The sequence below is a fragment of the Pseudomonas lini genome (assembly GCF_030812475.1).
Lineage (GTDB): Bacteria > Pseudomonadota > Gammaproteobacteria > Pseudomonadales > Pseudomonadaceae > Aquipseudomonas > Aquipseudomonas lini_A.
In genome coordinates this window covers 702,956-729,283 of record NZ_JAUSSR010000001.1, presented here as the reverse complement: position 1 = coordinate 729,283, position 26,328 = coordinate 702,956, and the positions used below count along the sequence as shown (strand labels likewise).

20 protein-coding genes are annotated in these 26,328 nt (G+C 60.5%); 5 read left to right on the top strand and 15 right to left on the bottom strand.

Going from position 1 to position 26,328, the window contains the following annotated elements; genetic code table 11:
- Window positions 1-132: 132 nt before the first annotated feature.
- Genes J2W17_RS03265 through J2W17_RS03240 form a run of 6 tightly spaced genes read right to left on the bottom strand, consistent with a single transcriptional unit; the run spans window position 133 to window position 6,085 of the window.
- Window positions 133-1,875 carry an ABC transporter substrate-binding protein gene (locus J2W17_RS03265; RefSeq protein ID WP_307329099.1) on the bottom strand — a complete coding sequence of 581 codons (1,743 nt, stop codon included), beginning with the start codon at window positions 1,873-1,875 and terminating at the stop codon, window positions 133-135.
- 48 nt (window positions 1,876-1,923) lie between these two features.
- On the bottom strand, window positions 1,924-2,196 hold the full coding sequence (locus J2W17_RS03260; RefSeq protein WP_307329096.1) for a DUF2160 domain-containing protein: 273 nt from the start codon (window positions 2,194-2,196) through the stop codon (window positions 1,924-1,926).
- Between the two features lie 10 nt (window positions 2,197-2,206).
- Entirely contained in the window at window positions 2,207-3,001 is a 795-nt protein-coding gene (locus J2W17_RS03255) for a carbohydrate ABC transporter permease (RefSeq protein WP_373459952.1), read from the bottom strand.
- Window positions 3,002-3,030: 29 nt separating this feature from the next.
- Window positions 3,031-3,897 (bottom strand): carbohydrate ABC transporter permease, encoded by an 867-nt coding sequence (locus J2W17_RS03250; protein WP_307329090.1) that lies wholly within the window; start codon window positions 3,895-3,897, stop codon window positions 3,031-3,033.
- The gene (locus J2W17_RS03245; protein ID WP_307329087.1) at window positions 3,894-4,991 is read right to left on the bottom strand and encodes an ABC transporter ATP-binding protein; all 1,098 of its coding nucleotides are present in this window, start codon (window positions 4,989-4,991) and stop codon (window positions 3,894-3,896) included. Before J2W17_RS03245 ends, J2W17_RS03250 begins: the two co-directional genes overlap by 4 nt.
- Window positions 4,991-6,085 carry an ABC transporter ATP-binding protein gene (locus J2W17_RS03240; protein ID WP_307329085.1) on the bottom strand — a complete coding sequence of 365 codons (1,095 nt, stop codon included), beginning with the start codon at window positions 6,083-6,085 and terminating at the stop codon, window positions 4,991-4,993. Before J2W17_RS03240 ends, J2W17_RS03245 begins: the two co-directional genes overlap by 1 nt.
- A gap of 393 nt (window positions 6,086-6,478) precedes the next feature.
- Between J2W17_RS03240 and J2W17_RS03235 the strand changes: the two genes are divergently transcribed.
- Window positions 6,479-8,311, top strand: a complete 1,833-nt coding sequence (locus J2W17_RS03235) for a sigma-54-dependent Fis family transcriptional regulator (protein WP_307329082.1) — start codon at window positions 6,479-6,481, stop codon at window positions 8,309-8,311.
- Between the two features lie 335 nt (window positions 8,312-8,646).
- Here the strand turns inward: J2W17_RS03235 and cysS are convergent, their stop codons facing one another.
- Window positions 8,647-10,029, bottom strand: a complete 1,383-nt coding sequence (gene cysS, locus J2W17_RS03230; protein WP_307329079.1) for a cysteine--tRNA ligase — start codon at window positions 10,027-10,029, stop codon at window positions 8,647-8,649.
- 17 nt (window positions 10,030-10,046) lie between these two features.
- Entirely contained in the window at window positions 10,047-11,744 is a 1,698-nt protein-coding gene (locus J2W17_RS03225; RefSeq protein WP_307329076.1) for a glutamine--tRNA ligase/YqeY domain fusion protein, read from the bottom strand.
- A gap of 279 nt (window positions 11,745-12,023) precedes the next feature.
- Between J2W17_RS03225 and J2W17_RS03220 the strand changes: the two genes are divergently transcribed.
- Window positions 12,024-12,527 (top strand): peptidylprolyl isomerase, encoded by a 504-nt coding sequence (locus J2W17_RS03220; RefSeq protein ID WP_150746626.1) that lies wholly within the window; start codon window positions 12,024-12,026, stop codon window positions 12,525-12,527.
- Window positions 12,524-13,276 (top strand): UDP-2,3-diacylglucosamine diphosphatase, encoded by a 753-nt coding sequence (gene lpxH / locus J2W17_RS03215; protein ID WP_307329071.1) that lies wholly within the window; start codon window positions 12,524-12,526, stop codon window positions 13,274-13,276. Before J2W17_RS03220 ends, lpxH begins: the two co-directional genes overlap by 4 nt.
- Window positions 13,277-13,395: 119 nt before the next feature.
- Here lpxH and J2W17_RS03210 read toward each other — a convergent pair whose 3' ends face one another.
- From J2W17_RS03210 to J2W17_RS03180, 7 genes are all read right to left on the bottom strand, one after another.
- Complete coding sequence (locus tag J2W17_RS03210) at window positions 13,396-14,925, bottom strand: DHA2 family efflux MFS transporter permease subunit (RefSeq protein WP_307329067.1); 1,530 nt, start codon at window positions 14,923-14,925, stop codon at window positions 13,396-13,398.
- A gap of 165 nt (window positions 14,926-15,090) precedes the next feature.
- Complete coding sequence (locus tag J2W17_RS03205; RefSeq protein ID WP_307329064.1) at window positions 15,091-16,293, bottom strand: HlyD family efflux transporter periplasmic adaptor subunit; 1,203 nt, start codon at window positions 16,291-16,293, stop codon at window positions 15,091-15,093.
- Between the two features lie 15 nt (window positions 16,294-16,308).
- Window positions 16,309-17,778: an efflux transporter outer membrane subunit gene (locus J2W17_RS03200; RefSeq protein ID WP_307329061.1), complete on the bottom strand. Its 1,470-nt coding sequence runs from the start codon at window positions 17,776-17,778 to the stop codon at window positions 16,309-16,311.
- Window positions 17,775-18,248, bottom strand: a complete 474-nt coding sequence (locus J2W17_RS03195) for a MarR family winged helix-turn-helix transcriptional regulator (protein ID WP_307329058.1) — start codon at window positions 18,246-18,248, stop codon at window positions 17,775-17,777. Before J2W17_RS03195 ends, J2W17_RS03200 begins: the two co-directional genes overlap by 4 nt.
- Window positions 18,249-18,588: 340 nt before the next feature.
- Window positions 18,589-22,263, bottom strand: a complete 3,675-nt coding sequence (locus J2W17_RS03190) for a translocation/assembly module TamB domain-containing protein (protein WP_307329055.1) — start codon at window positions 22,261-22,263, stop codon at window positions 18,589-18,591.
- Window positions 22,260-23,984 (bottom strand): autotransporter assembly complex protein TamA, encoded by a 1,725-nt coding sequence (locus J2W17_RS03185; protein ID WP_307329053.1) that lies wholly within the window; start codon window positions 23,982-23,984, stop codon window positions 22,260-22,262. The genes J2W17_RS03190 and J2W17_RS03185 overlap by 4 nt, the downstream gene beginning before the upstream one ends.
- A gap of 65 nt (window positions 23,985-24,049) precedes the next feature.
- The gene (locus J2W17_RS03180) at window positions 24,050-24,700 is read right to left on the bottom strand and encodes a GNAT family N-acetyltransferase (RefSeq protein ID WP_154977717.1); all 651 of its coding nucleotides are present in this window, start codon (window positions 24,698-24,700) and stop codon (window positions 24,050-24,052) included.
- A 197-nt stretch (window positions 24,701-24,897) separates the two neighbouring features.
- Between J2W17_RS03180 and xthA the strand changes: the two genes are divergently transcribed.
- The gene (gene xthA, locus J2W17_RS03175) at window positions 24,898-25,710 is read left to right on the top strand and encodes an exodeoxyribonuclease III (RefSeq protein ID WP_307329048.1); all 813 of its coding nucleotides are present in this window, start codon (window positions 24,898-24,900) and stop codon (window positions 25,708-25,710) included.
- Window positions 25,711-25,837: 127 nt separating this feature from the next.
- Window positions 25,838-26,278: a CBS domain-containing protein gene (locus J2W17_RS03170; RefSeq protein WP_307329045.1), complete on the top strand. Its 441-nt coding sequence runs from the start codon at window positions 25,838-25,840 to the stop codon at window positions 26,276-26,278.
- The last annotated feature ends 50 nt before the right edge of the window (window positions 26,279-26,328 follow it).

Here is a 26,328-nt window from a genome sequence, read left to right as displayed (position 1 = left end):
ATCCTTTCCTAAAGTACCCAACGCACAGTCGATCAAAACTTGTGGGAGCGGGCTTGCCCGCGATGACGATGGAACAGGCACCCACAAAAACGGCACCTTCCGGTGCCGTTCGCCTTTCACAGCCTCAGCCGTTTACTTACGCGCCGCCTCCCAAGACTTCAGCAATTCGGCATAACTCACGGTTTCCCCCTTGGGCTTCTCGTTCGCCAGTTTCGGCTTCGGTGCGCCCGGCTGATCGAACCAGTATTGCGCATCCCGCTCAGGATTCATTTTCGGTGCGCAGGTCGCTTGTGCCTTCGAGCGTTCCAGACGGGTCATGATCGCGTCCTGATCCTTGGCCAGGCCATCCAGCGCCTGCTGCGGGGTCTTCTCGCCACTGGCGGCTTCGGCGATGTGGCTCCACCACAGCTGCGCCAGGCGCGGATAGTCCGGCACGTTGGTCCCGGTCGGGGTCCATTGCACGCGGGCCGGGCTGCGGTAGAACTCGACCAGGCCACCAAGTTTCGGTGCCAGGTCGGTCATGGCTTGCGAGTTGATGTCCGATTCGCGGATCGGGGTCAGGCCGACGATGGTTTTCTTCAGGGACACGGTTTTGGAGGTCACGAACTGCGCGTACAGCCAGGCCGCCAGTCGTTGCTTCTCGGGCGTGGATTTGAGGAAGGTCCAGGAACCGGCGTCCTGATAGCCGAGTTTCATGCCCTCTTCCCAATACGGACCTTTCGGCGAGGGCGCCATGCGCCACTTCGGCGTGCCGTCGGCGTTCATCACCGGCAGGCCCGCTTTGGTCATGTCGGCGGTAAACGCGGTGTACCAGAAGATCTGCTGGGCGATGTTGCCCTGTGACGGCACCGGGCCGGACTCGGAGAACGTCATGCCCGCTGCTTCCGGCGGGGCATATTTTTTCAGCCAGTCGACGTATTTGGTGGTGGCATAGACCGCCGCCGGGCCGTTGGTGTCGCCACCGCGGGTAATGCTGGAACCTACCGGATGGCAGTCCTCGACGCGGATGCCCCACTCGTCCACCGGCAAGCCGTTGGGGATGCCCTTGTCGCCGGCGCCGGCCATGGAGAACCAGGCATCGGTGAAACGCCAGCCCAGGGACGGGTCTTTCTTGCCGTAGTCCATGTGTCCGTAGATGCGTTTGCCGTCGATTTCCTTGACGTCCTCGCTGAAGAATTTGGCGATGTCTTCATAGGCCGACCAGTTCACCGGCACGCCCAATTCATACCCGTACTTTTCCTTGAATTTCGCCTTCAGATCCGCCCGCTCGAACCAGTCGGCGCGGAACCAGTAGAGGTTGGCGAACTGCTGGTCGGGCAGCTGATAGATCTTGCCGTCCGGCGCGGTGGTGAAGGAAATGCCGATGAAGTCCTTGATGTCCAGGGTCGGCGACGTGACGTTCTTGCCTTCGTTGGCCATCAGGTCGGTGATCGACTCAGTCTTGCCGTAGCGAAAGTGCGTGCCGATCAGGTCCGAGTCGTTGACCCAGCCGTCATAGATGTTCTTGTCCGACTGCATCTGGGTCTGCAGCTTTTCCACCACGTCGCCTTCTTGCAACAAGTCGTGGGTCAACTTGATCCCGGTGATCTCGGTAAAGGCCTTGGCCAGCACTTTTGATTCATATTCGTGGGTCGCGATGGTTTCCGAGACCACCTTGATGTTCATCCCGCGAAACGGCTCGGCGGCCTTGATAAACCACTTCAACTCCGCGAGCTGCTGCTCTGGCGTGAGGGTGGACGGTTTGAACTCGCTGCCTATCCATTTTTTGGCCGCGTCTTCATAGGCATCGGCCCAAGCCGCAGCGCTCAAACCGCTGAGTGCCAGCATGGCTGCCAATGAAACGCTATGTCGCAGCTTATTGTTTTTGTCGAACATAGAGACCTCCTGTTTAAGTTTCGGAGCAACATTGCCGATCGATTTCGACTAGCCCCAGCGCATCACAGCCAACAGCCACACCAGGGACACCGCGAACGCGACCCAGATGCTCCATTCGGTAGCGCCGATGACCAGCAAATGCAGGTAGGCGCTGCCGAGAAGACCGATAAACAACCGATCGCCACGGGTGGTGGCAATCGGCAAGAAACCACGCCGAGGGACACTGGGCGAACGTAATTCCCAGGTCGTCATGCCCACCAGGATCAAGGCAATGGCGCAGAAGAACGCCGTCGTGGGGACGGTCCAACTCATCCATTCCATCATTGCTTCCTCATACCCGGCCCAGGGCAAAGCCCTTGGCCACGTGGTTGCGAACAAACCAGATCACCAGCATGCCCGGCAGGATGGTCAACACCCCCGCCGCCGCCAGCACGCCCCAGTCGATGCCCGACGCCGAGACCGTGCGCGTCATCACTGCGGCGATGGGCTTGGCGTTCACCGAGGTCAGGGTTCGTGCCAGCAGCAGTTCGACCCAGGAAAACATGAAGCAGAAAAACGCCGTGACGCCGATCCCGGAGCCGATCAGCGGGATGAAAATCTTGACGAAGAACTTGGGAAAACTGTAGCCGTCGATGTAGGCGGTCTCGTCGATTTCCTTGGGCACGCCGGACATGAAGCCTTCGAGAATCCACACCGCCAACGGCACGTTGAACAGACAATGGGCCAACGCCACTGCGATGTGCGTATCGAACAGACCGATCGAGGAGTACAGCTGGAAGAACGGCAGCAGAAAGACCGCCGGCGGTGCCATGCGATTGGTCAGCAGCCAGAAAAACAGATGCTTGTCGCCAAGGAACCGATAACGCGAGAACGCGTAAGCCGCTGGCAGCGCCACGCTCAGCGAGATCACCGTGTTCAGGCTGACGTAGTACAGCGAATTGAGGTAACCGGTGTACCAGCTAGGGTCGGTGAAGATCACCTTGTAGTTGGCGAGGGTGAAGTCCTGGGGAAACAGCGTCAGGCCTCCGAGGATTTCGCCGTTGCTCTTGAAGGACATGTTCAGCAGCCAGTAGATCGGTACCAGCAGGAACAGGATGTAGATCAGCAGGGGAATCACTTTTTTCATAGGGATAAGACGCTTGCTCATGGCAGACCTCACCGGTTGGCGTCAGCGTGAGTCATGGCGGTATAGAACAGCCAGGACACCAACAGGATGATCAGGAAGTACACCAGCGAGAACGCCGCTGCCGGGCCAAGATCGAATTGCCCTACGGCCATTTGGGTCAAGGTCTGACTCAAGAAGGTCGTGGCATTCCCCGGCCCTCCTCCCGTGAGTACGAAAGGCTCGGTGTAGATCATGAAGCTGTCCATGAACCGCAGCATCACCGCGATCAGCAGCACGCTCTTGAGCTTGGGCAGCTGAATGTGCCGGAACACCGCCCAAGCCGAGGCCCGATCGATCCGCGCCGCCTGGTAGTACACGTCCGGAATCGCCCGCAGGCCGGAGAAACACAACAGCGCCACCAGCGACGTCCAGTGCCAGACGTCCATCACCAGCACCGTGACCCAGGCGTCCATGGTGTTGGATGCATAGTTGTAGCTGATGCCCATGGCATTGAGGCTCGAACCGAGCAGGCCGATGTCCGCCCGGCCGAAAATCTGCCAGATGGTGCCGACCACGTTCCACGGGATCAGCAGCGGAATCGCCAGAATGATCAGCACCAGCGACGACCAGCGCCCCTTGGTCGGCATGGTCAGGGCGATGGCGATACCCAGGGGGATTTCGATCAGCAGTACGCACCCGGAGTAGATGAACTGGCGCAGCAGCGAGTCGTGCAAGCGCGGATCGAGTAGCACCTGGCGGTACCAGTCGGCGCCGACGAAGTAGCGGCTGGACTGGTCGAAGATGTCCTGCACCGAGTAGTTGACCACGGTCATCATCGGGATCACCGCACTGAACGCCACCAGCAAAAACACCGGCAATACCAGCCACCAGGCCTTGTTGTTGTAGACCTTGTTCATGGCTGAGCCTCCAGCAGGTAGTCATCGGCATACACCATCAGCCATTGCGCCGGGAAGCTGATGTACGCCGTCCCTTCGGGCACCGGCTTGTCTTCGGCCAGGCGCACTTTCAGCGGCGCGCCGTCGAGGTCCAGGGTCACGATCTTGTAGGTGCCCAGGTCTTCGACGTGTACGACCCGGGCTTGCATCGCGTCATCAAAGGGTTCATCCCACACGTGGACGAACTCCGGCCGGATACCGACCTTCAGGGTGTGCCACTCGGACTCGGCGATGCGCAGTTGCTGTGCATCGGACAGCGGCAAATGGGTCGAGGCGAACCCGACACCCCCCGGCTGCGGCTTGACCTCGATCAGGTTCATGCCCGGACTGCCGATGAAATAACCGACAAAGGTGTGGCTAGGGCGCTCGAACAGTTCCCGTGGCGTGCCGAACTGCACGATCTGCCCGCCGTACATCACCGCAATCTTGTCGGCGAAGGTCGAGGCCTCCAACTGATCGTGGGTCACGTAGACCATGGTGATGTTGAACTGCTCGTGGATCTGCTTGAGCTTGCGCCGCAGCTTCCACTTCAGGTGCGGGTCGATCACCGTCAGCGGTTCGTCGAACAGGATTGCCGACACGTCATCGCGGACCAATCCCCGGCCCATGGAGACTTTCTGTTTTTCATCAGCGGTGAGATTGCGCGCCTTCTTGCTCAGCAGCGCCTGGAGGTCGAGAACTTCGGCGATTTCCTGCACCTTGTTGTGAATCTTCGCTTCGGCCATGCCCTGGTTGCGTAGCGGGAAGGCCAGGTTGTCGTACACCGTCATGGTGTCGTAGACCACCGGAAACTGGAAAACCTGGGCGATATTGCGCTTCTCCGGGGTCAGCGCGTTGACCACTTTGCTGTCGAACAGCACCTGGCCCTGGGACGGGCTGAGCAACCCGGAAATGATGTTGAGCAAGGTCGACTTGCCGCACCCCGAAGGCCCGAGCAAGGCGTAGGCGCCGCCCTGCTCCCAGACGTGATCCATCTCGCGGATCGCGTAATCGTCGGGACCGGTTGGCGAGCGGATGTAGCTGTGGGCGAGGTTCTGCAAGCGGATTTCGGCCATCAGGCAACCCTCGCGATACGGCGACCGGGCGCCTGGACCAGCCGCCCCTGCGGATCGAACACAAACAGTTTGTGGGTCGGTATGTAGATGCGAATCGGCGCATCGACGTCGTATTCATGGACCCCGGGCAGGTGCAGCACCAGCAGGAAATGCTCGTTGCGCACGTGCAGGAAGGTTTCCGAACCGCTGATCTCCGCCACCTCGACGGTCACCGCCAGTTCCAGATCGTCATCGTTGCTGGGCACCAGCGAAATGTGGCTGGGCCGCACGCCGAAGCGGAACTCGCCCTCGCCCACCGGCCGTAGGTCCACGTTCAACGGGAAGTGCACGAAGTTGGCGAAACTCACTTCGTTGCCGGCGATGCGGCCGGGCATCAGGTTGATTGGCGGCTCGCTGAACAACTCGGCGGCCAACACGGTTTGCGGCTGGTGATACACCGAGGAGGACTTGCCGCTCTGGATCACCCGGCCTTCATGCAGAATGGTCGTGGTGCCGCCCAGGGCCAGGGCTTCGTTGGGTTCGGTGGTGGCGTAGATGGCGATGGTGTGATGCGCCTGGAACAGCTCGCGCATCTCCTGGCGCAGTTCTTCGCGCAATTTGTAGTCGAGGTTGACCAGCGGCTCATCGAACAGGATCAGCTCGGCGTCCTTGACCAGCGCCCGAGCCATGGCCGTGCGCTGTTGCTGGCCACCGGAAAGCTCCAGCGGATAGCGCTGGAGGAATTTCTCTATGCGCAGCATCTTCGCGGTTTCCAGCACCTTGCTCTGGATCAGCTCGTTGGAAACGCCGCCCTGGCGCAAGGGTGAAGCAATGTTCTCGAACACCGTCATCGTGGGGTAGTTGATGAACTGCTGATAGACCATCGACACATTGCGCAGGCGCACCGGGCGCTGGGTGACGTCGACGCCATTCATCAGGATGCGGCCGCTGTCGGGTTTATCCAGGCCGGCCATCAGGCGCATGAGGCAGGTTTTGCCGGACAGGGTGCGGCCGAGCAGAACGTTGAAGGATCCGGGTTCGAAATCAAGGCATGCATCGTCGATCCAGACCTGGCCTTCGACGGTGCGGCTGACGTGCTCCAGGGTTAATGACATGGCTCGGCCTTTTTTATTATTGGAGTCAAGCGACCTGATCAACAGAGCGACATTCGTGCCAGATTTTTCAAACTATTGATCCAAATCGAAAATCCTGTCGATGGAGGAAAAACAGAGTTCGTTGCTGAACAGAAATGAACAGCCATGACTGAACATTTGAACAATTCGTCGATTGACAATGAACAATAGTGAACAACACTCTATGGACCGTTTCGCGCTCCCTTTAGGAGCCCGGCTTGCCGGCGAAGGCGATTTTGATGACGCCTTCGCCGGCAAGCCGGGCTCCTACAGTACGCTCCGGGGGCAGGACAGAATTGCAAAACCTGTGTGGGCTTGCTCCCACAGGGGAGTCCCTATAACAACAATAAAAGCGTTATTCAGAGACTGACTGCCATGGCCGCACCCGCCCTGCCGCTCTCCCACGACGCCATCATCCAGGACTCCTGGTCCCGATGCCGCGCGTTCGGTCTCGATCATCAGAGTGCCCCTGCGTTCGATCAGCTGCCGCCCGAGGGCATTGCCCGATTGCTGGAGAGCCAGCACTCACTGGTACAGACCACCCATCAGGAAGTCCTGCCGTATTACGAAAACATCCTGAGCAATTCCAATTGCCTGATCATGCTCGCCGACAATCAGGGCCAGGTGCTGAAGTCCTGGGGTACCCAGCGTTTTATCGAGCCCGGCCTGACCCGCGGTTTCAGCGCCGGCGCCAGCTGGATGGAGCGTTGCAGCGGCACCAATGCGATCGGCACCGCGCTGGCCTGCGAGCAGGCGGTGCATATCGAGCACGATGAACATTTCCTGAAGGCCAACCGTTTCATGACCGGTTCCGCCGCGCCGATTTTCGATGCCGAACGCCAGATGATCGCGGTACTCGATGTCTCCAGCGACAGCTACCTGCCGCCATCCCACACCCTCGGCATGGTCAAAATGATGAGCCAGACCGTGGAAAACAGGCTGATTCTCAACCTGTTCCATGGCCAGCACTTTCAACTGACCTTCAACACCGGGCTGAATAACCTCGACAGCCAATGGGCCGGGCTGATGATTTTCGATGAGAGCGGCCAAGTGCTGTCTGCCAATCGCCGGGCCGACAACCTGCTGGGCCTCAGCCTGTCGCGGGTCAGTGTCGAAAGTGTGTTCAAGGTCTCGCTATCGGAGCTGCTTAACCAGCCCGAGGGACTACCCTTTGCGCTGCAAGCCTCCGGACGCAACCGCTTTCAGTGCCTGTTGAAACGACCGAAACCAGTGCCGGTGCAGGCACCGCTGGTTGCTGAGCCGGCGGTGACGGCGCCTGCTGCCATCAGTCTCAACACCCTGCATTTCGGCGACAGCCGCGTGGAAAAAGCCGTGCGCCAGGCCGAGCGCTTGTTGGAAAAGGACATTCCATTATTGATCCATGGGGAAACCGGGGTCGGAAAGGAAGTCTTCGTCAAAGCCCTGCATCAAGCCAGCTCACGCAGCAAACAATCGTTCATTGCCGTCAACTGCGCGGCGATCCCCGCCGAACTGGTGGAATCCGAGCTGTTCGGTTATGAGAAAGGCGCGTTCACCGGGGCCAATCAGAAAGGCAGCATCGGGCTGATTCGCAAGGCGGATAAAGGCACGCTGTTTCTCGATGAGATCGGCGACATGCCGTTGCCGACCCAAGCGCGGCTATTAAGGGTGTTGCAGGAGCGTTGCGTGCAACCGGTGGGCAGCAGCGAGCTGTTCCCGGTGGACATTCGCATTATCTCGGCGACCAACCGCTCGTTGCGCGAGCAGGTTCAGTTGGGGCGGTTTCGTGAAGATCTTTATTACCGGATCGGCGGCTTGACCCTAGAACTGCCTCCCCTGCGCGAACGCAGTGACAAGGAAGCGCTGTTCAAGCGCCTGTGGGAGCAGCATCGTGAGCCTTCGCAGTGGGCAGGACTGAGTCGAGAAGTGCTGGAGTTGTTCGGCCGTCATCCTTGGCCGGGGAATTTAAGGCAGGTCAGCAGCGTGATGCAGGTGGCGTTGGCCATGGCCGAAGAACAACCGGTGCGGCCGGAGCATTTGCCGGATGATTTTTTTGTGGATCTGGAGATGGAGCCGGTTGAGGTGGATGAACCCTTGGCGGTGGATTTGAATGATGCCGAGGAGTTGAATCGGCAGTTGCAGGCGGTGGGGGGGAATATCTCCCATTTGGCCCGTAGGCTTGGGGTAAGCCGCAATACCCTTTACAAGCGGTTGCGCCAGGCTGAGTGACGCGTGAACCGCGGGTGCGGTGTTTGGCTTGAGACCTTCGCGAGCAGGCTCGCTCCCACAGGGGATTTGTGTTGTACACAACATCGGAGTTCGACTTGCGCCATTGTGGATGTGAAGGAGTGAACTGCAGATGCGGTGTTCGGCTTGAGACCTTCGCGAGCAAGCCCGCTCCCACAGGGGATTTGTGTCGTAAATAAACTTCAACTACACCGTCGATCAAATGTGGGAGCGAGCCTGCTCGCGAAGGCGTCAGCATTGTCGATACAGCATTCGCTTCCATACCCAAAAACAAAAACCCGCACAAGGCGGGTTTTGTTTTGTAGCAAACACAGCAATCAGTCCGCCAGACGCCAGGTCGTCCCACCCTTCCCGTCTTCCAGCACCACGCCCATGGCGGTCAGCTGGTCGCGGATGCGGTCGGATTCAGCCCAGTCTTTACCCGCACGAGCTGCCAGACGCGCAGCAATCAGTGCGTCGACTTGCGCCGCATCAACCCGCCCTTCGGCACCGGCCTGCAGGAAGTCATCCGCTTCAAGCTGCAACACCCCCAATACGCTGGCCAGTTCTTTCAAACGGGCAGCCAGGCCGGCCGCGGCGTTCAAATCACTTTCGCGCAGGCGGTTGATCTCGCGAACCATCTCGAACAGCACCGCGCAGGCTTCCGGCGTGCCGAAGTCGTCGTTCATCACCGTGGTGAAACGCTCGACAAAGGCTTCGCCGCCAGCCGGCGCCACGTTCGGCAGGCCTTTCAACGCGTGGTAGAAACGCTCGAGGGCGCCCTTGGCGTCCTTGAGGTTGTCTTCCGAATAGTTGATCGCGCTGCGGTAGTGGCTCGACACCAGCAGGTAACGCACGACTTCCGGGTGGTACTTGTCGAGCACGTCGCGAATGGTGAAGAAGTTGTTCAAGGACTTGGACATCTTCTCGCCATTGATGCGAATCATGCCGCAATGCATCCACGCGTTGGCGTAGGTCTTGCCAGTGGCCGCTTCGCTCTGGGCGATTTCGTTTTCATGGTGCGGGAACTCAAGGTCGCTGCCGCCGCCATGAATGTCGAAGGTCTCGCCGAGGCAGCAGGTCGACATCACCGAGCACTCGATGTGCCAGCCCGGACGCCCGTCGCCCCACGGCGAAGGCCAGCTCGGTTCGCCCGGCTTGGCGCCTTTCCACAGCACGAAGTCCAACGGGTCCTGCTTGGACTCGTCGACTTCGATCCGCGCGCCGATGCGCAGGTCTTCGATTTTCTTGCGCGACAGCTTGCCGTAGCCCATGAACCTGGCGACGCGGTAATACACGTCGCCATTGCCCGGGGCGTAGGCGTAGCCCTTGTCGATCAGGGTCTGGATCATCGCGTGCATGCCGGGGATATGCCCGGTGGCGCGCGGCTCCATGTCCGGCTTCTGGATGTTCAGGCGCGCTTCGTCTTCGTGCATCGCCGCGATCATGCGCTCGGTCAGCGCTTCGAACGACTCGCCGTTTTCACGGGCGCGATTGATGATCTTGTCATCGATGTCGGTGATGTTGCGCACGTAGGTCAGGTCATAACCGCTAAAGCGCAGCCAGCGGGTCACCAGGTCGAAGGCGACCATGCTGCGGCCGTGGCCCAGGTGGCAGTAGTCGTACACGGTCATCCCGCAGACGTACATGCGCACCTTGTTGCCATCCAGGGGTTTGAAGACTTCTTTGCTCTTGGTGAGCGTGTTGTAGATCGAAAGCACTTTAGAGGTTCCTTGAATCACTGGCCCCACGAATCACGCAAGGTCACGGTACGGTTGAATACCGGAGCACCTGGTTTCGAGTCCTTGATATCCGCGACGAAGTAACCCTCGCGCTCGAACTGGAAACGGTCTTCCGGCTGTGCGTTGCCAAGCGAAGGCTCGGCACGACAACCGGTGAGGACTTGCAGCGAATCAGGGTTGATGTTGTCCAGGAAACCGGCGCTGTCTTCGGCTTTCTCAGGGTTCGGCGAACGGAACAGGCGATCGTACAGGCGTACTTCGCACTCGACGCTGGCCGCGGCCGGCACCCAGTGCACCACGCCTTTGACCTTGCGGCCTTCCGGGTTCTTGCCCAACGTTTCCGGATCGTAGGAGCAACGCAGTTCGACGATATTGCCGTCGGCGTCCTTGATCGCTTCGTCGGCACGGATCACGTAGCTGCCGCGCAGACGCACTTCGCCGTTCGGCTCCAGGCGCTTGTAGCCTTTTGGCGGCTCTTCCATGAAGTCTTCACGGTCGATGTAGAGCTCGCGGGCGAACGGCAAAACGCGCACACCCATGTCTTCTTTCGGGTGGCACGGCAGTTCGAGGTTCTCGACCTGGCCTTGCGGGTAGTTGGTGATCACGACTTTCAGCGGACGCAATACGCACATGGCACGCGGGGCGCTGTGGTCGAGGTCGTCGCGGATGCTGAATTCGAGCATGCCGAAGTCGACCACGCCGTCGGAACGGTTGGTGCCGATCATTTCGCAGAAGTTGCGGATCGATTTCGGCGTGTAGCCACGGCGACGGAAGCCCGACAGCGTGGACATGCGCGGATCGTCCCAACCGTTGACGTGCTTTTCATCGACCAGCTGCTTGAGCTTGCGCTTGCTGGTGATGGTGTAGTTCAGGTTCAGGCGGCTGAACTCGTACTGGCGCGGGTTCGCTGGAACCGGCAGGTTCTCCAGGAACCACTCGTAGAGCGGACGGTGGCTTTCGAACTCCAGGGTGCAGATCGAGTGGGTGATGCCTTCGATGGCGTCCGACTGACCGTGGGTGAAGTCGTAGTTCGGGTAGATGCACCACTTGTCACCGGTCTGGTGGTGGTGCGCGTGACGGATGCGATACATGATCGGGTCGCGCAGGTTCATGTTCGGCGAGGCCATGTCGATCTTGGCCCGCAGTACCCGTGCGCCATCCGGGAACTCGCCGGCGCGCATGCGGGCGAACCAGTCGAGGTTCTCTTCCACGGAGCGATCGCGGAACGGGCTGTTCTTGCCCGGCTCGGTCAGGGTGCCGCGGTATTCCTTGGCCTGGTCCGGGCTCAGGTCGTCGACATAGGCCTTGCCAGCCTTGATCAGTTCGACGGCCCAGTCGTGCAACTGGTCGAAATACTGCGAGGCATAGCGCACTTCACCGGACCATTCGAAGCCCAGCCATTTGACGTCGCTTTCGATCGCGTCGATGTATTCCTGGTCTTCCTTGGCCGGGTTGGTGTCGTCGAAACGCAGGTGCGTGACGCCGCCGAATTCCTGGGCCAGGCCGAAGTTCACACAGATCGACTTGGCGTGACCGATGTGCAGGTAACCGTTGGGCTCAGGCGGGAAACGGGTGACGATCTGCGTGTGCTTACCCGAGTCCAGGTCCGCCTGGATGATCGGGCGCAGGAAATTGACCGGCACGGCAGGGCCGGTCTTGGAATTCGAGGTAGGGTCGACAGTGGGCTTGCTCATAGGATCCTTGAACGTACAAGTGCGCGGCCAGTTGGCCAAATCAAAGCGGCTGTTATAAATCAAAGGGGCTTATCATAGCCGATGCTGTCAAGTCGCTGACAGAGCAGGCCCGAAAACGGCTGCATTTAATCGGATGCAAATGAAAAACGGCCTCGAAATTCGCGTCTGTCGCGCTAAACTGCGCACCTTGGCCAACATTGGCCGGACCGGTTGAGGGCTGCACAGCCCCAAAACCCACGAATTCTCAGATAACGCATCTCCCATAAAGAGTCCACCATCATGACCCAAGTCAAACTGACAACAAACCATGGCGACATCGTCCTGGAACTGAACGCTGAAAAGGCACCGCTGACCGTTGCCAACTTCATCGAGTACGTCAAAGCCGGTCACTACGAAAACACCGTTTTCCACCGCGTCATCGGTAACTTCATGATCCAGGGCGGCGGTTTCGAGCCAGGCATGAAAGAAAAGAAAGACAAGCGCCCAAGCATCCAGAACGAAGCCGACAACGGCCTGCCGAACGACAAGTACACCGTCGCCATGGCCCGCACCATGGAGCCACATTCGGCTTCCGCCCAGTTCTTCATCAACGTGGCTGACAACAGCTTCCTGAACCACAGCGCCAAGACCACTCAGGGTTGGGGCTACGCGGTATTCGCCAAAGTCGTTGCCGGCACAGACGTAGTGGACAAGATCAAGGGTGTTTCCACCACCATGAAGTCCGGCCACCAGGACGTGCCAGCAGAAGACGTGATCATCGAGAAAGCCGAGATCATTGGGTGATACTGCTGATTTCAGACTTGCATCTGGAAGAGGAGCGCCCGGACATAACCCGGGCGTTTCTGGATTTGCTTGCCGGGCGCGCCCGCTCGGCGAGTGCGTTGTACATCCTGGGCGATTTTTTCGAAGCGTGGATTGGCGACGATGCCATGACCGCCTTCCAGCGGTCCATCTGCCAGGCCCTGCGCGACCTCAGCGACAGCGGCACGGCCATTTTCCTGATGCACGGCAATCGTGACTTCATGCTTGGCCAGGCCTTTTGCAAACAGGCCGGCTGCACATTATTGAAGGACCCGAGTGTCGTGCAGTTTTACGACGAGCCGGTGCTGTTGATGCACGGCGACAGCCTCTGCACCCGTGATGTCGGCTATATGAAGTTGCGACGCTACCTGCGTAACCCCGTGACCTTGTTCATCCTGCGCCATTTGCCCCTGGGCACCCGGCAGAAACTGGCGCGCAAGCTGCGCAGTGAAAGCACGGCCCAGGTGCGGATGAAGGCCAATGACATCGTCGATGTCACGCCGGAAGAAGTGCCGCGGGTCATGCAGGCCCATGGCGTGAAGACCTTGATCCATGGCCATACCCATCGCCCCGCCATCCACAAGCTGCAGATCGGCGAGCAGGCGGCCAGGCGCATTGTTTTGGGGGATTGGAATCGCCAGGGCTGGGCGTTGCAGGTGGATGAGAATGGGTTTGCGTTGGCGCCGTTCGACTTCGCCCCGCCGCCGCAATTGGCGGCACCCACAATCTAACTACCGAACACAAATCACCTGTAGGAGCGAGCCTGCTCGCGATGGTGTATCAGCTACAGGGGTGTCGACTGACACACCATCGCGAGCAGGCTCGCTCCTACAGGGGTTTTGTGGTTGGCTTAGTGGCCGGAGGCCGCAGGCCCCGCCTTCGCCGCGAACGGCGGTTTTGCCAGCCACACCAGCAGGATCAAGCCCATGAACCCCCACCCCAGCAACGTGAAGTAATCCACGGTGGAGAGCATGTACGCCTGACTGGTCAGCACATGGTCCAGCTGCGCATAAGCCTGATTACCCGCCCCGCCCAAGGCATTCAGCGCATCCCGTGTCGCCGGCTCATAGGTGCTGATGCTTTCGCTCATATAGGCATGATGCTGGTCCGCCCGGCGAATCCAGATCCAGGTGGTCAGCGACGCGGCAAAACTGCCGCCCAGGGTTCGCAGGAAAGTCGCAAGGCCGGCGCCGTCGGCGATCTGGCTCGGTGGCAGGTCCGACATCAGAATGCTCAAGGTCGGCATGAAGAACAGCGCCACGCCGATGCCCATGAACAGCTGCACCAGGGCGATGTGCTGGAAATCCACTTCATTGGTGAACCCGGCACGCATGAAGCAACTCAAGCCGATGCACAGGAACGCGCCGCCGGCCAGCAACCGCAGGTCGAACTTGTGCGCGTACTTGCCGACAAAGGGTGACATCAATACCGGCAGAATGCCGATCGGCGCCACCGCCAGCCCGGCCCAGGTCGCGGTATAGCCCATCTGGGTCTGCAGCCATTGCGGCAGGATCAGGTTGATCCCGAAAAATCCGGCGTAACCGCATACCAGCACGATGGTGCCGATACGGAAGTTGCGATAGGCGAACAACCGCAAATTGACCACCGGGTGCTTGTCGGTCATTTCCCAGATCACGAACACCGCCAGTGCAATCACCGAAATGGCCGCACCCATTATGATGAAGTTCGACTCGAACCAGTCCAGGTCGTTGCCCTTGTCGAGGATCATCTGCAAGGCACCGACGCCGATGATCAGCGTGATCAACCCGACGTAATCCATCGGCTGATAACTGGTCACTACCGGACGTGCCTTGAGTTGCTGGCGCACCACCATCACGGCGAAAATCCCGATCGGCACGTTGATGAAGAAAATCCACGGCCAGCTGTAGCTGTCGGTAATCCAGCCGCCAAGGATCGGACCGGCAATCGGCGCCACCACCGTGACCATCGCCAGCAACGCCAGGGCCATGCCGCGCCTGGCCGGCGGATAGACGGCGATCAGCAGTGTCTGGGTCATCGGGTACAACGGACCGGCGACCAGTCCTTGCAGCACGCGAAAGCCGATCAGTTCCGGCATCGAAGTCGAAATACCGCAGAGAAACGAGGCCAGCACAAACAGAATGGTCGCCCAGAGAAACAGCTTCACCTCACCGAAACGCCGGCTGAGCCAACCGGTCAACGGCAGCGCAATCGCGTTGCTCACCGCGAACGAGGTGATGACCCAGGTGCCCTGCTCCGAGCTCACGCCGAGGTTGCCGGAAATCGTCGGCAACGCCACGTTGGCGATGGTGGTGTCGAGCACCTGCATGAAGGTCGCCAGCGACAGGCCGATGGTGCTGAGCAGCAGGCTGGGCGGCGTGAAAGACGCGTTATTGCTCATCGCGGATCCTTTGAAACTGGGCAGGCGCGGCCCCTTTCAACAGGCGCCGCTGATCCTGTGGGAGCGAGCTTGCTCGCGATAGCGGTGGATCAATCGACAAATATGTTGAATGTTAATCCGCCATCGCGAGCAAGCTTGCTCCTACAGGTTCGGTGTGATGGCCAATCAGCGTTGCGCGGTCTTGCTGACCGCCGCGCTGTTGTCGTGGATCAACCGGGCGATCATTTCGTCGGCCTCGACCAACTGCCGGTCATAAACGCTGGTGCTGAACGAAGCCTTTTGCGGCGGCTGTTGTGCCAGCACCGGGCCGCTCTGGTCATGCAGGTTCACATTGACCTGCGTCGACAGGCCGACCCGCAACGGGTGGCTGGCCAGTTCTTCGGCGTTGATGTGGATCCGCACCGGCACGCGCTGGACGATCTTGATCCAGTTACCCGTGGCGTTCTGCGCCGGCAGCAGGGCAAAGGCGCTGCCGGTGCCAGCGCCGAGGCTGTCGATGGTGCCGCTGTATTTCACGTCGCTGCCGTACAGGTCGGCTTCGATGTCCACCGGCTGGCCGATGCGCATGTCACGCAACTGGGTTTCCTTGAAGTTGGCGTCGATCCACAGCTGATCCAGCGGGATTACCGCCATCAGCGCCGTGCCCGGCTGCACCCGCTGACCGAGTTGCACGGTGCGCTTGGCGACATAGCCGGTGACCGGCGCGATCAAGGTGCTGCGGGCATTGTTCAGGTACGCCTGACGCAGTTGTGCGGCTGCAGACATCACATCCGGATGCGACGAGACCACAGTGTCGTCCACCAGGGCGCTGGTGGTTTTCAGCTGTTGCCTGGCGTTGGCCAGGGCGTTTTGCGCCGAGGTCAGGTCGTCGCGAGCGTGGGACAGTTCTTCCTGGGAAATCGCCCCGCCGGCCGCCAGATTCTTGCGGCGGTTGAAGTTGTCCTGGGCCTTTTGCACTTCCGCCTGTTGCGCATTGACCTGGGCTTTCATGCCGTCGACGTTGCTGTACAAGCCGCGCACCTGGCGCACGGTGCGGGCGAGGTTGGCCTGGGCACTTTGCAAACCGACCTGGGCATCGTTCGGGTCGAAGTTGATCAGCACCTGGCCTTCATGGACCAGGTCGCCATCGTCGGCGCCAATGCTGACGACGGTGCCGGTGACCAGCGGGGTGATTTCCACCACGTTGCCGTTCACATAGGCATCATCGGTGCTCTCGTTCCAGCGTCCGTAGAGTTCGTGATAACCCCAGACGCCCAGGCCGGCGAGTATCACCACCAGCGCCAGGATCACCAGCATGACTTTGCGCTTGCGCTGATTGCTCGCGTCTTGAGAGGTGTCAGGGGCTTGAGTTGTATCGGCAGTAGCCATGACGAATACCTTGAATTAGTTATGCTGCGTGGCTGGGGTCTGATTGGCTGCGGTCAGGGTGTCGCCCTGAAAACCGCCACCCAGCGCCTGCATCAGTTGGATCGACAGGTCGATCTGCTCGGCATTCAGGCTCGCCAGCTGACGCTGGGCCTGGAGCAGTTGCTGCTCGATGCTGAGCACGTCCAGGTAGTTGCCGATGCCGGAACCGTAGCGCTGGACCACGGTGTCGTATGACTGCTGGGCAATGTCGGTGGCGTGTTGCTGGGCACCGATCTGCCGGCCGATATCACGCAACTGGTTGATGGTGTCGCTGACATCGCCCAGGGCCTTGACCAGGCTTTTGTTGTACTGCGCCACCGCGAGGTCGTAATCGGCGTCCCGGGAATCGAGATCGGCACGCAGTCGGCCGCCATCGAAAATCGGCACGGAGATCGTCGGCGCGATATTGAAGAAACGACTGGCCGAACCGAACATCGCATCGCCCAGCAAAGACTCGGCACCGGCCGCGGCGCTCAGGTTGAGGTTGGGGTAGAAACGGGTTTTGCCGGCGTCAATGTTCTTGCTCGCCGCTTCGACCCGCCAGCGCGACGCCACCAGGTCCGGACGACGACCGAGCAGCTCGGCCGGCAGTACCGATGGCAGTGCCACGGCGCTGGGCTGGAGGATCTTTGGCCGGGCAATTTCATTACCCCGGTCAGGACCTTTGCCGAGCAAGACGGCCAAGGCGATTTTCGCACTTTGCAGGCGTTTTTCGGCGTCGATCAGGCTGGCTTCGGATGTGGCGGCCAGGCTTTCGGTCTGCTGGAACTGGTACTGGCTGTCGATCCCCGAACTCAAGCGGCGCTGGCTCAGGTCGAGCATCTGCCGGGTGCGCTTGAGGTCCTCGCTGGCCAGATCATGGACGATGTGCGCCTGCCCCAGATCGCTGTAGGCGCGGGCGACGTCGGCCGCCAGGGTCAACTGCGCCGCCTGTTGATCGACTTCGGCGGCCCGGGCCTGGCCCAATGCGGCTTCCCAGGCGTCGCGCTGGCCGCCCCAGAGGTCAAAGTTGTAATTGAAACCGGCGCTGATGTTGCGCACGGTGGAGTAGGCATCGCCCTGGCCGTTCGGGTCCTGATCCCGTGCCAGGCGCGAGCGGCTGACGCCGGCGCTGGCATCGAGGGTTGGCATGCGCTCGGCGTCGGCGGCGTAAGCGGCGGCGCTGGCCTGATGGGCGCGGGCGTCGGCGATTTGCATGTCCGGGCTGTCGTGCAAGGCTTCGCGGATCAGGCCGTCGAGCTGCGGGTCGCCAAGGCTTTTCCACCAGTCGCTTTTCGGCCAGGCCGCCGGCGACAAGGTCACGCCGCCGAGGGATTGCCCGGCCTTGAGGTTTTTCGCTTCGAGGCTGACGCCTTCGGTGTTCAGGCCGCTGTAGCTGGCGCAACCGGCCAGGGTCATGGCCAACAGCACCAGGCTGAAGCCGGTGCGCAAAGTTTTACTGTTCATTTGTCACCTACCCGCAGCAGGGTGATCGAGTCACCGGCAGCCACCAGGATTTTCTTGAGGATCTGTTCCAGGGTTTTCAGTTCTTGCGGGGTGATGGCGCCGGCCAGTTCATTCATGGCATCGGCGCCGATGTGTGGCAGGCGGTCGGCGAGCTTCTGCCCCTCTTCGGTCAGCACCAGCTGCACCTGACGGCGGTCCGCCTCGGAACGTTGGCGGGCGAGGAAACCTTTCTGTTCCAGGCGGTCGAGCATGCGGGTCATCGAGCCGCTGTCCAGGGACAGGTGACGGCAGAGTTCGGCCGGGGTATCGACACCGAACTGGGCCATGATGATCAGCACCTTGAACTGCGCGGCAGTGATGCCGTGAGGTTCCATGTGGGTGTCGATGATCCGGTCCTTGAGCAGCGCCGCGCGCCCGAGCAGGAGACCGAGATGGCACGTGTGGAATTCGTCCGGGGTGAAATGCTTCATCTGGCCACCAATTAGCTGCCTAGGCAGAGAATGTATGTCCAGATGTTACTGCCTAGGCAGCGAATGTCAACGTAATAGTTAGGTTGCTAGCTATTTTTGTTGATGAAAGGTGTTTTGCAGGTGAGTTTGGTGAGGGTTGAAAAAGGGTTTTTAAGTAGGTTTTGCGGGGCTGATAGATTGCTTTCGCTGGCAAGCCAGCTCCTACAGGGGATCGTGTCAATCACATGGATCCCGTCGATCACCTGATCATGTCGATTGCATGGATCGCGCGATACACACGGACCTGTAGGAGCTGGCTTGCCAGCGAAGGAAGCGACTCGGTTTCAGAGGGAACGCGGGGCTAGAAATCCCGCTTGTAGAAGATATCCAGCGAACTGGCTACACCACCCGCAGCCTCGAGGTAGACCTTCTTGCTCAGCTTGTAGCGCAACGCAATGGTGTTGGCCGGCTCAAACACCCCAACCCCGTAACGCAAACTGAGTTTTTCCGAGATATTGCCGCTGGCCACCACACTGGTTTCGTTGCCGCTGCCCTCGGTATCGAGCTGGAAGTCCTGAATGCCCAGGCTCTTGGCCAGGCCGCCGGTCACCCCCGAACTGCCCATCAAGCCCAACCCGAGGGCGGCCTGTGCGAGCATGTTGTTGTCTTCACCCGTGGTGCTGATCGGACGGCCCAGCACCAGATAGGACAACGCCTGTTCCTGGCTCATGGCCGGCTCGGAGAAGATTTGCGTGTTCGGCTGCTCGGCGCTGCCACTGAGGCGAATGCCGGCGATCACGTCGTCGGTCTGGCGAATCGCTTCGATGTCCAGGTACGGCTGGTCGAGGGGCCCGGCAAACAGCAAACGCGCCCGGCGCACTGTCAGCCGCTGGCCATAAGCACGGTAACGTCCGTCGTTGAGCCAGAGCTCGCCGCGGGTGTCCATGTTATCGCCGATGTGCACATGCCCTTGCAGGTTGGCGGTCAGACCAAACCCGGCAAAGCTGAGTTTTTCTTCGCCCACCACCACATCGATGTCCATTGCCATGGCCATCGGCGGTTTGCCCTCTTCGGTCTGCTGGCCGATGATCACCGTGTCATCGGAGACCTTGACCGTCGACGGCGGCAACTCGCGCACGGTGATTTCCCCCTTGGGCACCCGTACTTTGCCGGCAACCGACAGTTTGTCGTCCTTCATCGAGATCTTCAGGTCCGGCGCCATTTCCAGCTTGGCATATGGCTCGACGGACACCGGCAATTGCGAGCCCTTGAGCACCAGGTCCACCACCAGTGCCTGGCCCCAGGCGATGTCGCCGTTCAAGCTGCCCTGCCCGTTCTTGCCGCTTTTCCAGCTGCCGTCCAATTGCACGGTTTCGCCGGCAATCAGCGCCCGCACCTGCAAGGCTTCTAGCTCCATCGGCAGTTCCGGCCCGGAAATCTCGCCGTCGCTGAGCAGCAGACTGCCGTTGACCTGCGGTGCCAGCAATGCACCGGAAATCGTGCCGCTGCCATTCAAGCGCCCGGTCATTTTCTCGACCATGGGCACAAACGGCCGTGCCACGGACAGGTCCAGCCCGGTCAGACGGAAAGAGCCGGTCAGCGGTTTGTCCTTGGGCAACGGATTGATTTGCGCCTGTACCATCAATTCGCCGAGCTTGCCGCCCACGAAGTTGAGGTCGGTGTCGATGCGCTTGGGCGTGAGTTTGCTTGTCAGTTTCAGGGTCTGGTACGGGAAGTCCAGCCACTGTTCTTTCTCGCGCACGCGCAGCGTGCCACCGCTGGCATCGATGCTGATTTGACCGTTCGGGCCGCTGGCAGGCATGTCCAGTTGCAGGTCAGCGTTGAGCCGGCCCTTCCAGGCAAAATCCTTGGGCAACCACTGCGCCAGGCTGTCGATCGGGAATTGCTTGAGGTGATAACGCAGCTTCGGTTCCGGCATCAGGCGCTGGTCTTCACCGCACAGGCTGGCCGGGCCGGACTTCCAGCAATGAGCGCCGAAGTTGATCTTGCCGTCCGCCAGCCGTTCGAGCTTAGCCGGGCCTTGAAGCCTCCAGTCCTGGCCACCGGCCTGGATATCGCCACTGGCCAGGCGTCCGCGCCAGTTGCCTTTGTCCAGCGCACCGTCAAGACCCAGCGCCAGTTTCAGCTGTGGCCCTTGCAGGTCGAGGGTCAGTTTCTGGTTCTTGATATCGCCCTGGCCACTGGCGGTCAGCGTACCCAGCGAAGTGTCACCGGCCCGGATGCCGCTGCCCTTGAGATCGATTTTCGCCCGTTGCGCGCTGTCGAGCGTCGCATCCAGGTTCAGGCTCTGCAGGCGATTGTCTTCGAACGCCAGCTGCGTACCTTGCAGCCCGAGTTTGCCTTGCGGTGCCTTGAGCGAGCCGGCGACATCGACCCGGCCGTTGAGTTGACCGCGCAGTTGCGGCCACAGCTGCGCCAGGCGCGGCAGCTTGATGTCGATCTGGCCGGCAAGTTTCTGTTGCAGGCTGCCCTTGCCGTTGATGCTGTTGTCGCCCAGGCGGATCTGCAGCGCACTGAGGTTCCATTGCTCGCCGCCGCCGTCGGCCTTGGCCTGGATCACTGCCGGTTGGCCGCGCAGTTTGCCTTTCAAGTCCAGGTCGGCATTCAGGCTGAGCTTTTCATTCTTCAGCTCGCCTTTGCTGCGCAACGGTCCGGCCAGGGTGCCCGGCAACTCCGCGACCCAGTACGCCGGATTGATCGCCGACAGGTCCAGCGCGGTGTCCCAGGCAATGCCATCGGCAAATTGCAGGTTCAGGTGACCCTGAGCCTTTCCCTGCCCGGCTTCGAGCTGGATTTGTTGCAAGTAGATTTTCGTCAGATCGCCGGCGAACGGGCTGTTCAGGCTGAACGCCCCGGCCGGACCATCCAGCGCGGCCTTGAAGTTGCCGAGGTATTTGCCGTCGGTGTAGGAGACTTCACCGTTGAAGCTGCGCAAGGCCACTTCCGGTTCATCGATCACCGGGTAGAGGCGGTGCCAGGGGAAATCCAGCCAGTCGATCTTCGCCTCGGCACTAAGGCCTTTGCTCCAGTCCAGTTGTCCACTGAGCTTGAGGCTTTGCTTATCGTTGGCCGTCAGGTCCAGTCCGGCGATCTGCGCGCCGTTGGCGTCGACCTTGCCTTGCAGCAGCAACGCGACCGGGCCTTTCTCGGCGGGCAGCGTGGCTTTGCCGTGCAGCTGGTAACCCTGTTTCAGGTTGCCGTCGCCGGTGAGTTCCAGCTGGTTGAGTTGCAGGGTGTCCGGCAGGTCGGTGCCGGCCTTGAAGCCATCGGCGGTGATGCGCACCTTGGCCGGCAGGTTTGCCACCAGCGGTTGCAGTTCGCCGGTCAGTTGTCCGTTAAGGTAGCCGCTGCTGTCGGCTTTCAGGTTAAGGGTTTTCAGCAGGTCGCCGTCGACATTCAGCGCCAGCGCCCAGGGCTCGGTGCCCGGTGATGGCAGGGTCAGTTTGCCTTCGGCCTTGAGTGGCCAGTTGCCAGCGGGTTGCAGCAGGCCGGAAAGATTCAGGCTCAGTTCATCGCGTTGCAGATGCACGGAGTCGATCTGCAAACCTTTTTCGGTCCAGTGCGCTGCCAGTTGCAGACCCCTGAGCGCTTCGCTGCCATTGAACAGCAGACTGCCGACCTGGACATCGCCCAACTCGATCGCCAGTGGCAGTGTCAGGTCCGGGAGCGTAATGGGGGCGCTGCTCTCCTCTTCCTCGCCCGGGGGCAATTGCAGGCTGACCTGATCGGCCTTCAGTTGCTCGATGCACAAGGTCATGCGCGTCAGGCATAACGGCGACCAGGCGAAAATCGCCTTGCTCAGTTCGACCCGGCTGCTGTCCTGCTGCCACAGCACGTGATCGGCGCTCCACTGCCCGCCCAGACGCCCCTGAAAATTCTCCACGGTCAGACCCGGCACGAACCCGAGCGCCCAGCGACTGCCGGTCACCGTGCCCAGCACCGTGGCCAGCGTCAGCACGACCAGCATCAACAGCGCCAGGATCGCCAGCAGCGTTACTTTCAAACCACGCTTCACAGCTCGGGCCCCATGGAAAAGTGCAGTCGAAAGCCGCCGTCCTCTACCGCGTGAGCCAGGTCGAGGCGAATCGGCCCCACCGGCGACACCCAGCGCACGCCGATACCGACGCCGGTCTTGAGGTTCGGCAGTTCAAGTGTATTGAAGGAGTTGCCCTGGTCAACGAAGGTCGCGACCCGCCATTTTTCAGCGACGGAGTACTGATACTCGACGCTGCCGGCCACCATGTAACGACCGCCAATGCGATCGCCGTTGGAGTTTTCCGGGGACAGGCTCTGATAGTCGTAACCGCGCACGCTCTGATCGCCACCGGCGAAGAACCGCAAAGACGGCGGCACCGATTTGTAGCCGTTGGTCGCGCTGCCGCCGACCTGTACCCGACCGAGCAAGCGGTGCTTGTCGAAGACCGTGGTCAAGCCCTTCACCAGCGCCGTGCCGTAGAGCAGATTGGTGTCTGAACCCAACCCTTCCTTGGCGACCTTGGTTTCGAAGGCCAGGCGATAGCCGTTGTGCGGGTCTATACGGTTGTCGCTTTTCAGATAGGAATAACTGACGCCGGGCATGAGCAATGTGCTGAGCCCCGAGTCGTCGCCGAGTCGGTACTCTTCACGTTGCCATTTGAGCGACACCACTCGTTGCCAACCGCTGGGCAACTTGCTGTGCCACTCAGGTCCCAGGGTCAGCAGCTTGCTCAGGCTGTCCTTGTCGGCGATTTCTTCATACTGATAGCCGCCGGCAAAGCGCAGTTTGTCAGTCAGCGGCGGGTCCAGCGGAATGTCGTAGAACAGCCCGACGTTTTGCCGTGGCGCCGAAACTTCGGTTTCCCAGCCGTAGCTGTGCCCCTGGGGGTTGACCCAGTGCCGGGTCCAGTTGGCCTTGACCCGTGGGCCGACATCGGTGGAATAGCCCACGCCCAGGCCCATGGTCCGCGGCTTGCGAGTGTCGAGCTTGACGTCCACCGGAATCACGTTGTCCTTGGACGCTGTCGGCGCCGCATCGACCCGTACGCCCTCGAAGTAGCCACTCGATTGCAGTGCCTGGTTGAGTTCGGCGATCAGTTCGGAGTCATAGGGGGCGCCCGCCTTGAACGGCACCATGCGTTGCAACAGGTCCTCGTCAAAGGGGGTGTCGCCTTCGAAACTGACCTTGCCCAGGGAATAACGTGGGCCGCTGTTGTAGACCAACTCGATGTCGGCCACGCCGGCCCGGGGGTCTACCGCCAGCTTCTGGCTGGTGAAGCGCCCGCTGAAGAAGCCGTAGCGCGACGCCTGGTTCTGGATCATTCGCTTGGCGTCTTCGTAGTGGCCATGATTGAGCACCGCGCCGGTCTTGAGTGCGGCGCTCTTGGGCACGCGAAAGGATTTGAGAGAGGCCGCGGGCCCCTCGACGCGCACGGTGACGTTGCGCAAATGCACCGGCTCGCCGGGATCGATGTTCAGCACCAGGCGCGGCGTCTTGCCGCCCTTCACGTCGCTGTCGATCTGAGGCTGGTAATAACCCAGGGCCTGGGCGGCCTTGCGCGCCTGCTCCTCGGCGCCACGACTGAAGCGCAGCAAGGCTTCCTCGTCACGATCGCCGAGAATGCCGATATAGCCCTCTATATTGGCCTTGAGTTCATCGTTGGACGGTTTGATCCGCACATCCAATTCACTTTGCGCCAGCGCCGCGCAGCTGGTGATCAGCATCAGCGCGCCGCTGGTAAATCTTCCTGGAAACTTCATAGGCGCGGATGCTATCACGAGCTTGGGAGCGTGATAGAGCGTCGCTTTGCGAGAAAGTTCTACCGTTATGCCGTTGCGGTTTGTAACACCTGGGGATTGGCGTGGAAAAATACGTGCTCTCGGATCGGTCCTACAGCCACTTCGCCGATTTCCTCATAGCCCTGCCGCTTATAGAACTCCAGATAGCGAGGATTCCCGGTATCGAGGACCACGCCTTGGGAATGTTCGTCCACCGCGCACCAGTTATGCACCGCTTGCAGCAGTTGTTCGCCGAAGTGCTTGCCCTGGAATTGTGGATGAATCCCCAGCAACGGCAGCAGGTGCACCGAGTCAGACGGCACGCACGCCATCACCGCATCGTGATATTCGAGGTAGCGGCGGGTGCAGCGGAAGCCGGTGCTGAGCACCATGCGCAGGCGCCAGGCCCAGCTTTCGGTGATACCCAGGCGCCGTTGCGGCGGTGCGATCAGGGCGATGCCGATCAACCGGTCGTTGACCAGCAGGCCGATGGCCGGCAAGTCCTGCAGAAAATGTTGCTTGACCAGTTCGCGCACCGTGGCGCGGACCCGTTGTTCATAACCGGGGCGTTCCGCTTCGAACAGATAGCCGAACGTCGGCTCGTGCCGATAAGCCTGGTACAACAAGGATCGGGCTTCGCGGGAATAGCCGCTGTCGAGCATGTGGATATCGGCGATGGCGGTCGAGGTTTCGGGCATAACGGTTGATCTCTCCGGGGCGCAGCGCAAAAAGCTGCGTTCTTTTGTTACGAGCCTGGCAGCGCCTGCACAGTTCCGTGCTGATCCAAATCAGTGTAGGTGCAACACAAGCCATCCTGCCAGACTAATCACTTCACCCAGACTGGCCCCATCCCTCCATGTCAGCTAGCATCGCCCTTTTGCCAGGACTGCCGACCATGAAGATCGTCTCCTTCAACATCAACGGGCTGCGCGCTCGCCCGCATCAGCTGGCGGCGCTGATCGAGAAGCATCAACCTGACGTGATCGGGCTGCAGGAAACCAAGGTCCACGACGAACAATTCCCCCTGGCCGAAGTCCAGGCTCTGGGCTATCACGTGTATTTCCATGGGCAAAAGGGCCACTACGGTGTAGCCCTGCTCTCGCGCAAAGAACCCCTGGCGCTGCACAAGGGTTTCGCCACCGATGACGAAGACGCGCAGCGCCGCTTCATCTGGGGCACGTTCGCCGATGCCAACGGCGTGCCGGTGACCATCATGAACGGCTATTTCCCCCAGGGCGAAAGCCGCGACCACCCCACCAAGTTTCCAGCCAAGGAGCGCTTCTATGGCGACTTGCAGCAATTGCTGGAAAGCCGGTTCAGCAACGATCAGCCGCTGGTGGTGATGGGCGACGTGAACATTTCACCGGAAGACTGCGACATCGGGATCGGTGCGGACAACATGAAACGCTGGCTGAAAACCGGCAAATGCAGCTTCCTGCCCGAAGAGCGCGAGTGGATGGCGCGCTTGAAGAACTGGGGCCTGGTGGACAGCTTCCGTCACCTCAACCCGGAGGTCGCCGACCGTTTCAGCTGGTTCGACTACCGTAGCCGCGGCTTTGAAGATGAGCCCAAGCGCGGGTTGCGCATCGACTTGATCATGGCGTCCCACGGCTTGTTGCCCCGGGTGAAGGATGCGGGCGTGGATTACGAACTGCGCGGGATGGAAAAACCGTCGGACCATGCGCCGATATGGCTGGAGTTGAGCTAAAACAAACGATCGCCAAAGAAAAACCGCCGAATGGCGTTTTTTGCGCGTTATCTGCCGCTTTCTGCCTTGCTCTGCGCGCCCGGGTCTACGATTCTTCAAGGACAACGACAACACCTGAGAAACCGCCATGAAAACCGTCGCCCAACTGCTCAAGTTAAAGGCCCAGCAAAATCAGGAAGTCCATACCATTGCCCCTCATCAAATGGTGCTGGAAGCGCTGATGGTCATGGCCGCGAAAAACGTCGGTGCATTGCCGGTCGTGAAGAATGGCGAGGTCATCGGCATCATCAGCGAGCGTGACTATGCGCGCAAACTGGTGCTCAAAGGCCGTTCGTCCGTCGGTACGCCGGTCGAGGACATAATGGTGTCACCGGTCATCACCGTGGACACCCAACAAACCGTGGAAACCTGCATGGGCATCATGTCCGAAAGACGCCTGCGGCACCTGCCGGTGGTGGAAGGCGGTACGCTGATCGGCTTGTTGTCGATCGGCGACCTGGTCAAGGAAGCCATCGCCGAACAGGCTGAGCTGATTCGGCAGTTGGAGCAGTATATTCGCGGGGAATAACCACTGACACCGCATAACCCTTGTAGGAGCGAGGCTTGCCCGCGAAGGCG

What these genes read in the sequence shown, in the direction of transcription:
- J2W17_RS03220 (WP_150746626.1), top strand. Translation starts at nt 12,024, where the DNA reads ATGACCCAAGTCAAACTGACAACAAACCATGGCGACATCGTCCTGGAA.
- J2W17_RS03205 (WP_307329064.1), bottom strand. Translation starts at nt 16,293, where the DNA reads ATGGCTACTGCCGATACAACTCAAGCCCCTGACACCTCTCAAGACGCG.
- J2W17_RS03210 (WP_307329067.1), bottom strand. Translation starts at nt 14,925, where the DNA reads ATGAGCAATAACGCGTCTTTCACGCCGCCCAGCCTGCTGCTCAGCACC.
- J2W17_RS03265 (WP_307329099.1), bottom strand. Translation starts at nt 1,875, where the DNA reads ATGTTCGACAAAAACAATAAGCTGCGACATAGCGTTTCATTGGCAGCC.
- J2W17_RS03235 (WP_307329082.1), top strand. Translation starts at nt 6,479, where the DNA reads ATGGCCGCACCCGCCCTGCCGCTCTCCCACGACGCCATCATCCAGGAC.
- J2W17_RS03185 (WP_307329053.1), bottom strand. Translation starts at nt 23,984, where the DNA reads ATGAAGTTTCCAGGAAGATTTACCAGCGGCGCGCTGATGCTGATCACC.
- J2W17_RS03200 (WP_307329061.1), bottom strand. Translation starts at nt 17,778, where the DNA reads ATGAACAGTAAAACTTTGCGCACCGGCTTCAGCCTGGTGCTGTTGGCC.
- J2W17_RS03240 (WP_307329085.1), bottom strand. Translation starts at nt 6,085, where the DNA reads ATGTCATTAACCCTGGAGCACGTCAGCCGCACCGTCGAAGGCCAGGTC.
- xthA (WP_307329048.1), top strand. Translation starts at nt 24,898, where the DNA reads ATGAAGATCGTCTCCTTCAACATCAACGGGCTGCGCGCTCGCCCGCAT.
- J2W17_RS03255 (WP_373459952.1), bottom strand. Translation starts at nt 3,001, where the DNA reads ATGAAAAAAGTGATTCCCCTGCTGATCTACATCCTGTTCCTGCTGGTA.
- J2W17_RS03170 (WP_307329045.1), top strand. Translation starts at nt 25,838, where the DNA reads ATGAAAACCGTCGCCCAACTGCTCAAGTTAAAGGCCCAGCAAAATCAG.
- J2W17_RS03245 (WP_307329087.1), bottom strand. Translation starts at nt 4,991, where the DNA reads ATGGCCGAAATCCGCTTGCAGAACCTCGCCCACAGCTACATCCGCTCG.
- J2W17_RS03180 (WP_154977717.1), bottom strand. Translation starts at nt 24,700, where the DNA reads ATGCCCGAAACCTCGACCGCCATCGCCGATATCCACATGCTCGACAGC.
- J2W17_RS03225 (WP_307329076.1), bottom strand. Translation starts at nt 11,744, where the DNA reads ATGAGCAAGCCCACTGTCGACCCTACCTCGAATTCCAAGACCGGCCCT.
- J2W17_RS03250 (WP_307329090.1), bottom strand. Translation starts at nt 3,897, where the DNA reads ATGAACAAGGTCTACAACAACAAGGCCTGGTGGCTGGTATTGCCGGTG.
- J2W17_RS03195 (WP_307329058.1), bottom strand. Translation starts at nt 18,248, where the DNA reads ATGAAGCATTTCACCCCGGACGAATTCCACACGTGCCATCTCGGTCTC.
- J2W17_RS03260 (WP_307329096.1), bottom strand. Translation starts at nt 2,196, where the DNA reads ATGGAATGGATGAGTTGGACCGTCCCCACGACGGCGTTCTTCTGCGCC.